Below are 8,233 nucleotides of genomic sequence, written 5' to 3' on the forward strand. Positions count from 1 at the left end.
TGCCGCCCGGGCCCGGGGAGCTCCATGTGTGGGCGTGGCCCGTCTCGGCGTATCCGGTGTGGGGCGAACTGCTCACCGAGGAGGAGAGCGCACGTGCTGCCGCACTCCCGGACGGCCCGGCCCGGGCCACCTACGTCGGCTCCCGAGGCCTGCAACGCGCGCTGGGCAGCCACTACCTGCGCCTGCCCGCGCGCGGCCTGCGCATCGACCGGACCTGCGCGCACTGCGGGGCACAGCACGGACGGCCCCGGTTCACCGGCGGGGCCGGGCGGCTGGACTACTCGGTCGCGCACACCCGTGACTGGGTGCTGGCCGCCGTCGTCTCCGGGGGGCTGGTGGGTGTCGACGCCGACGTCGTACCCGATGCCGAGACCGGCGTCCGCCTCGCGCGGAAGGCGCTGACCGACCGGGAGCGGCAAGTGCTGGCCGGGCTGCCGAAGGAGGAGAGCGCGGCGGGTTTCGTCCGGCTGTGGACGCGCAAGGAGGCGGGCAGCAAGCTGGCCGGGCGCGGACTGGCCGCCCGTTTCGACCATCTGGACGCGGCCGGACCGACCCTGCGGCAGGCGGGTGAACTGCCCGACGGCTGGCCGTCGGGCGACATCCACCTCCTCGACCTGCCGCCCGTCGGCCCCCTGCGCACCGGTCACCTGGCATCGGTGGCGTCCACCCGTCCGATCCGGCGGGTCCTGCTGCCCGCCGGCTGGGATCAGCCCTCGGCCGCGGTCAGCGTCTGAGCGAGTTCGACCAGGTCCCGCACGGCGTACGTGGGGCGGGACAGGCACTCCGGGTAGGCGGCCGCGTCCCGGCGCAGCCACGCCCCGCCCAGCCCCGCCCGCAGGGCGCCGTCGACGTCCCAGGGGTGGACGGCGACCATCAGCGCCTCCCCGGGTTCCGCACCGACGTGCCCGACCGCGTACCGGTAGGCGGCCGGGGCCGGCTTCCAGCACTGCGGACCGCTCACGTCCAGCAGCGCCTCGAAGCGGTCCGTCAGGCCCGCCCGGTCGAGCAGCCGCCTCGTCAGAGCCGCGTTGCCGTTCGTCATCGTCACCAGGCGGAATCCGGCCTCGCTCAACCGCCGTACCCCGTCCGGGACATCGGGGTGCACCTCCAGCTCGGCCAGACCGTCCAGGACGTGCCGGGCGCCCGCCTCCACATCACCGGTCCACCCCGGAGCAGCCGGCAGCAGCGTGCGCAGACCGTCCAGGGCCAGGGCCGCGAAGTCGGCGTACGAGCCCGCGGCCGTCAGGGCGAACCCGTCCCGCAGCACTCCGGCGAACCAGGTCGGCATCAGATCGGCCGGGGCCCCGATGTCCTGGAAGCGGCCGCGCAGCGCGGTGAAGTCGCTGAGCGTCTCGTTGACGTCGAAGACCAGCACCCGCGGGCCCCGGTGGTCCGTGTCGGACATGCTCCCCCTTCCGTGGCTGCGGACGGCCCCTCCGGCCGTCCGCTCAGGCGTCCCGCAGCAGGCAGGTCAGCCGGGCGCTGCACACCCGGCGGCCCTGCTCGTCGCTGATCGCGATCTCGTACGTCGCCGTCGACCGGCCCCGGTGCACCGGCGTGGCCACGCCCGTCACCAGGCCCGAGCGGACCCCGCGGTGGTGGGTGCAGTTGAGATCCACGCCGACCGCGATCTTCGAGACACCACCGTGCAGCATGGAGCCGACCGAGCCCAGCGTCTCCGCGAGCACCGCGGAGGCGCCCCCGTGCAGCAGGCCGTACGGCTGGGTGTTGCCCTCCACCGGCATGGTCCCGACGACCCGGTCCGCCGAGGCCTCCAGGATCTGTACGCCCATGCGCGTGCCCAGGTGCCCGGCCGAGAACAGGGCGGGCAGGTCCACGCCGAGCGCCGCGTACTCGTCGATGACCTGCTGCGGGAACTTCACTTGCTGCTGCTCACCCATGGGGCCCGGCTCCGTCCGTCGTACACCAGTGTGCTCGCTGAGCAAACGCTCACTCGGCCGCCGATTGTTCCAGACGGCCGTCCGCGTCCCCGGTGTGGGCTTCGAGGCGTACGACGACGGACTTGCTGGCCGGGGTGTTGCTGGTGTCGGCGGTCGCGTCCAGCGGCACCAGTACGTTCGTCTCGGGGTAGTACGCCGCCGCGCATCCCCGGGCCGTCGGATAGGTCACGACCCGGAAGCCGGGCGCCCGCCGCTCCACCCCGTCCTGCCACTCGCTCACCAGGTCGACGTACGACCCCTCGGCGAACCCGAGTGCGCGTGCGTCCCCGGGGTGCACCAGCACCACCCGGCGCCCGCCCTTGATACCGCGGTAACGGTCGTCGAGACCGTAGATCGTGGTGTTGTACTGGTCGTGCGAGCGCAGGGTCTGCAGCAGCAGCCGGCCCTCGGGCAGCGCCGGGTACTCCACCGGCGCCGCGGTGAAGTTGGCCTTGCCGGTGGCGGTCGGGAAACGCCGTTCGTCACGCGGCGCGTGCGGCAGCGCGAAGCCGCCGGGCCGGGCCACGCGCGCGTTGAAGTCCTCGAAACCGGGGATCACGCGCGCGATGCGGTCCCGGATCAACCCGTAGTCCTCGGCGAACTCCTCCCACGGGACGACGCTGCGCTCGCCCAGCACCCGGCGCGCCAGGCCGCAGACGATGGCCGGCTCGGAGCGCAGGTGCGGGCTCGCGGGGGCCAGGCGCCCGCGCGAGGCGTGCACCATGCCCATGGAGTCCTCCACCGTCACGAACTGCTCGCCCCCGGCCCGTACATCGCGCTCGGTGCGGCCCAGGGTGGGCAGGATCAGCGCCCGCGCGCCCGTGACCACGTGCGAGCGGTTCAGCTTGGTCGACACGTGCACGGTCAGCCGCGCCCGGCGCATGGCCGCCTCGGTGACCTCGGTGTCGGGCGAGGCGGACACGAAGTTGCCGCCCATGGCGAAGAAGACCTTCGCCCGCCCGTCACGCAGCGCGCGGATGGCCCGTACGACGTCGAGGCCGTGCTCGCGCGGCGGCGTGAACCCGAACTCCCGCTCCAGGGCGTCGAGGAAGGCCGGGGCGGGCCGCTCGAAGATGCCCATGGTGCGGTCGCCCTGGACGTTGCTGTGCCCGCGCACCGGGCACACGCCCGCGCCCGGGCGGCCGATGTTGCCGCGCAGCAGCAGGAAGTTGACCACTTCCCGGATGGTCGGCACCGAGTGCTTGTGCTGGGTGAGGCCCATGGCCCAGCACACGATCGTCCGCTCGGAGGCCAGGACCATGCCGAGGGCCCGCTCGATCTCCGCGCGCGTCAGACCCGTCGCGGCCAGCGTCTCCTCCCAGTCGGCGGCCCGCGCGACCGCCGCGAACTCCTCGAAGCCGTGGGTGTGCTCGCGGACGAACTCCTCGTCGACCGCGCCCCGCGTCTCCAGGATCAGCTTGTTCAAAAGCCGGAAGAGAGCCTGGTCCCCGCCGATGCGGATCTGCAGGAACAGATCGGTCAGGGCGGCGCCCCGGAGCATGCCCTGGGGCGTCTGCGGGTTCTTGAAGCGCTCCAGGCCCGCCTCGGGCAGCGGATTGACGCTGATGATCTTCGCGCCGTTCGCCTTGGCCTTCTCCAGCGCGGAGAGCATGCGCGGATGGTTCGTGCCCGGGTTCTGGCCCGCGACGATGATCAGATCGGCCTGGTAGAGGTCGTCCAGCAGGACGCTGCCCTTGCCGACGCCGATGGTCTCGCCGAGCGCCGACCCGGACGACTCGTGGCACATGTTCGAGCAGTCCGGCAGGTTGTTCGTGCCCAGCTCGCGCGCGAAGAGCTGGTACAGGAACGCGGCCTCGTTGCCGGTGCGGCCCGAGGTGTAGAAGACGGCCTCGTCGGGGGAGCCGAGGGCGGCGATCTCCTCGGCGATGATGTCGAAGGCCCGCTCCCAGGAGACCGGCTCGTAGTGCGTGCCGCCCTCGGGCAGGTACACGGGGTGGGTGAGCCGGCCCTGCTGGCCCAGCCAGTAGCCGCTGCGGCCGGACAGGTCGGCGACGGAGTGCGCGGCGAAGAACTCCGGGGTGACCCGGCGCAGCGTGGCCTCCTCGGCGACCGCCTTGGCGCCGTTCTCGCAGAACTCGGCCGTGTGCCGGTGGTCCGGCTCCGGCCAGGCGCAGCCCGGGCAGTCGAAGCCGTCCTTCTGGTTCACGCGCAGCAGCGTGAGCGCGGTGCGCTTCACCCCCATCTGCCGCTGGGCGACGCGCAGCGTGTGCCGGATGGCCGGCAGCCCCGCCGCCGCGTGCTTCGGCTCCGCGACCTGCGGCGCGTCCTGGACCGGATCACCCTTGGGCGGCTTCGTCGCCATCGCACGCTCCCCTTCGACTGCGGTGTGAGAAGTACCGCTGCCGATCCTCCCACGGGGCACCGACACCGACACCGGCCGGGCGTGCGCGGGCCGGGACCATCGCCCGCCGTGGAGTGTGTCTTCCGCCGCTCTTCACCGAGGGCGGCGAGCCGGCCGCCCCTCTCCCGCCCGCGGGGCCGCCCCGGTCACGGACCGCGCCGCTCGCCGTGTCCCGGCCCGCGCCGGCCGCGGGCGGTCCGGGTTGTCAGTGGCTCGTGGCAGGATCGGTGACGTGGCAGAGACAGCACCGAAGCAGACCGACAAGACCCCCGGCGGCACCCGTCCCCGGCTGATGCTCATGGACGGGCACTCGCTGGCCTACCGCGCGTTCTTCGCGCTGCCCGCGGAGAACTTCACGACCGCGACCGGCCAGCCGACGAACGCGATCTACGGGTTCGCGTCGATGCTGGCCAACACGCTGCGTGACGAGGCGCCCACGCACTTCGCGGTGGCCTTCGACGTCTCCCGCAAGACCTGGCGCTCCGAGCGGTTCACGGAGTACAAGGCGAACCGCTCCAAGACCCCCGACGAGTTCAAGGGCCAGGTCGAGCTGATCGGCGAGCTGCTCGACGCCATGAACGCCCCGCGCTTCGCCGTCGAGGGGTACGAGGCGGACGACGTCATCGCCACCCTCGCCACCCAGGCCGAGGCCGAGGGCTTCGAGGTGCTGATCGTCACCGGCGACCGCGACTCCTTCCAGCTGGTCACCGAGAACATCACCGTGCTGTACCCCACGAAGGGCGTCTCGGAGCTGACCCGGTTCACCCCGGAGAAGGTTTTCGAGAAGTACGGCTTGACGCCCGCCCAGTACCCCGACTTCGCGGCCCTGCGCGGCGACCCGTCCGACAACCTGCCCGGCATCCCCGGCGTCGGCGAGAAGACCGCCGCGAAGTGGATCAACCAGTTCGGCTCCTTCGCCGAGCTGGTCGAGCGGGTCGACGAGGTCAAGGGCAAGGCGGGCCAGAACCTCCGCGACCACCTGGAGTCCGTCAAGCTCAACCGCGTCCTCACCGAGCTGGAGCGGCAGGTCCAGCTGCCCAGGGCGGTCGCCGACCTGGAGCGGGCGCCGTACGACCGCAAGGCCGTGGCGATGGTCCTCGACACCCTGGAGATCCGCAACCCGTCCCTGCGCGAGCGCCTCTTCGCCGTCGACCCCGGCACGGAGGAGACCGAGACCGCCCCGGTCACCGCCGACGGCGTCGAGATCGACGGCAGCGTCCTGCGCACCGGCGAGCTCGCCCCCTGGCTCGCCGAGCACGGCACCGGGCCGCTGGGCGTCGCCACCGTCGACACCTGGGCCCTGGGCACCGGATCCGTCGCCGAGGTCGCGCTCGCCGCGGCCGGGGGACCGGCGGCCTGGTTCGACCCGTCCGAACTGGACGAGGCCGACGAGAACGCGTTCGCCGCCTGGCTGGCCGACGCCGGCCGGCCCAAGGTGTTCCACGACGCCAAGGGCGCCATGCGGGTCTTCGCCGAGCACGGCTGGCGTATCGAGGGCGTCGGCATGGACACCGCGCTCGCCGCGTACCTGGTCAAGCCCGGCCGCCGCTCCTTCGACCTGGACGCGCTGTCCCTGGAGTACCTGCACCGCGAGCTGACGCCCGCCGCCGCTGCCGACGGCCAGCTGGCCTTCGGCGCGGACGAGGGCGCCGAGGCGGAGGCGCTGATGGTCCAGGCCCGCGCGGTCCTGGACCTGGGCGAGGCGTTCGGGGACCGCCTGCGGGAGGTCGGCGCCGCCGACCTGCTCCAGGACATGGAGCTGCCCACCTCCGCGCTGCTCGCCCGCATGGAGCGGCACGGCATCGCCGCCGACCGGGCGCACCTGGAGGCGATGGAGCAGATGTTCGCGGGAGCGGTGCAGCAGGCCGTGAAGGAGGCGCACGCGGCGGCCGGCCGCGAGTTCAACCTGGGCTCGCCCAAGCAGCTCCAGGAGGTCCTCTTCGGCGAGCTGGCGCTGCCGAAGACGAAGAAGACCAAGACCGGTTACACCACCGACGCCGACGCCCTGGCCTGGCTCGCCACCCAGACCGACAACGAACTGCCCGTGATCATGCTCCGCCACCGCGAGCAGGCGAAGCTCCGGGTGACCGTCGAGGGCCTGATCAAGACCATCGCCGGCGACGGCCGCATCCACACCACGTTCAACCAGACGGTGGCCGCGACCGGACGCCTGTCCTCCACCGACCCGAACCTGCAGAACATCCCCGTGCGCACCGACGAGGGCCGGGCGATCCGCCGGGGCTTCGTGGTCGGCGAGGGCTTCGAGTCCCTGATGACCGCGGACTACAGCCAGATCGAGCTGCGCGTGATGGCCCACCTCTCCGAGGACGAGGGCCTGATCCGGGCGTTCACCTCCGGCGAGGACCTGCACACCACGGCCGCGTCCCAGGTGTTCGGTGTCGAGCCGGGGGCGGTGGACGCGGAGATGCGCCGCAAGATCAAGGCGATGTCGTACGGCCTCGCCTACGGCCTGTCCGCGTTCGGCCTCTCCCAGCAGCTGAACATCGACGCGGGCGAGGCCCGTGCCCTGATGGACGCCTACTTCGAACGCTTCGGCGGGGTGCGGGACTATCTGCGCCGGGCCGTCGACGAGGCGCGCGCCACGGGCTACACGGCGACGCTCTTCGGCCGCCGCCGCTACCTGCCCGACCTCAACAGCGACAACCGTCAGCGCCGCGAGGCCGCCGAGCGCATGGCCCTCAACGCGCCCATCCAGGGCACGGCGGCGGACATCGTGAAGATCGCCATGCTCAAGGTGGACGGCGCGCTGCGGGCGGCGGACCTGAAGTCCCGCATGCTGCTCCAGGTCCACGACGAAATCGTCCTGGAGATCGCCCCCGGCGAGCGGGCGGTCACGGAGGAGCTCGTCCGCCGGGAGATGGCGAACGCCGTCCAGCTGAGGGCCCCCCTGGACGTCTCGGTCGGCGTCGGCCCGGACTGGGAATCAGCGGCCCACTGACCCCACCAGGCGGCGGAGAGCCCGCCCACACCGACCGAAGCCTTCCCGCTCCGCCCGGTACCCCTCTCCGCCGCCACACCGGCCACCCACCGACCGCCGCCGGACGGGCTCGTCTGCGCGCCGCCGGACGGGCTCGTCTCCGCCGCAGAGACGAGTCGGCCACGCGGCAGATCGCCACCGCGGGGCGGACGCCTGCCGCACCGGCCCACCGCTGCCACCGCCAGTCTTCCCCGCCCCCGTTCCCCGTCGCGACGGCGATCAGCCACCACGACGCGGACCGGCGGTGCCGAACCCACCGCACCCCGAACAGCCCCGAAGCCGTACCCCCGAAGCCGTACCCCGTACACGAAACGACCCCGAGCCGCACCCCCAGGACAGCCGGCCCCGACAGCCCGGCCAAACCCCCCAAGGGCCCGTCACTCTCGTGGCCCCCGTCAAAACGCCCCGCGCCGTCCGCAGCCGCAACACTGCGGGCATGGGTATACGCATGCTCCACCCCGGACCACCCGTCACCCGCGTCACAGCCTCCGGTGCCCGCCGGCCAGGACCGGATCTACCGTTCACCCCTCGGGCTGGCGGGGGGCGCGCTGCTGCTCCTGGTCGTGCTCTGGCTGGGCTTCGACGCGCTGTTCAAGGGCCACGGCCGCACCCCGTGGCTGGCGCTGGCCGGCCTGATCCTGGTCGTGCCGCTGATCCTCGCCTTCACGCTCCGCCCGGCGGTCTTCGCCAACGAGGAGCGGCTGCGCGTGCGCAACCCGTTCCGGGTGATCAGCCTGCCCTGGGCGGAGGTCGCCGGCCTGCGCTCCGGCTACACCAACGAGGTCATCGCCAGGTCCGGCACCAAGTACCAGCTGTGGGCGGTCCCGGTCTCGCTGCGCGCCCGCAAGAAGGCGGCCCGCCGGCAGCAGCGGGTGGCGCCCAGACGGTCTTGGTGTACGGCCCCCGACGAGTTCCCCAGGAGTCGGTCAGCGC

6 protein-coding genes are annotated in these 8,233 nt (G+C 73.0%); 3 read left to right on the forward strand and 3 right to left on the reverse strand.

Annotated elements, in window-relative coordinates:
* Window positions 1–734, forward strand: a 734-nt coding sequence (locus tag H5J33_RS15605; RefSeq protein WP_220212376.1) for a 4'-phosphopantetheinyl transferase superfamily protein, incomplete at its 5' end; no start/stop codon positions are given.
* On the opposite strand, the gene H5J33_RS15610 is transcribed toward H5J33_RS15605, so the two are convergent.
* The 3 genes from H5J33_RS15610 to H5J33_RS15620 are packed head-to-tail and all read right to left on the reverse strand — an operon-like array spanning window position 707 to window position 4,263.
* A complete protein-coding gene (locus H5J33_RS15610) occupies window positions 707–1,405 on the reverse strand; it encodes a haloacid dehalogenase type II (RefSeq protein WP_181795514.1) in 699 nt (232 codons plus the stop codon). The two genes, H5J33_RS15605 and H5J33_RS15610, sit on opposite strands and share 28 nt — an antisense overlap.
* 43 nt (window positions 1,406–1,448) lie before the next feature.
* Window positions 1,449–1,901: a hotdog fold thioesterase gene (locus H5J33_RS15615; protein WP_181795515.1), complete on the reverse strand. Its 453-nt coding sequence runs from the start codon at window positions 1,899–1,901 to the stop codon at window positions 1,449–1,451.
* A 49-nt stretch (window positions 1,902–1,950) separates the two neighbouring features.
* Window positions 1,951–4,263, reverse strand: coding sequence for an FdhF/YdeP family oxidoreductase (locus H5J33_RS15620; RefSeq protein WP_181795516.1), 2,313 nt, complete (start codon window positions 4,261–4,263; stop codon window positions 1,951–1,953).
* Window positions 4,264–4,534: 271 nt separating this feature from the next.
* Here H5J33_RS15620 and polA point away from each other — a divergent pair, with 271 nt between their 5' ends.
* Together polA and H5J33_RS15630 are read left to right on the forward strand one after the other, a co-directional pair.
* A complete protein-coding gene (gene polA, locus H5J33_RS15625) occupies window positions 4,535–7,261 on the forward strand; it encodes a DNA polymerase I (RefSeq protein WP_181795517.1) in 2,727 nt (908 codons plus the stop codon).
* 530 nt (window positions 7,262–7,791) lie between these two features.
* Window positions 7,792–8,233 (forward strand): PH domain-containing protein (locus tag H5J33_RS15630; RefSeq protein WP_309485412.1); only part of this gene is annotated, 442 nt, incomplete at its 3' end.

It is taken from the genome of Streptomyces sp. WELS2 (assembly GCF_013870595.1).
Lineage (GTDB): Bacteria > Actinomycetota > Actinomycetes > Streptomycetales > Streptomycetaceae > Streptomyces.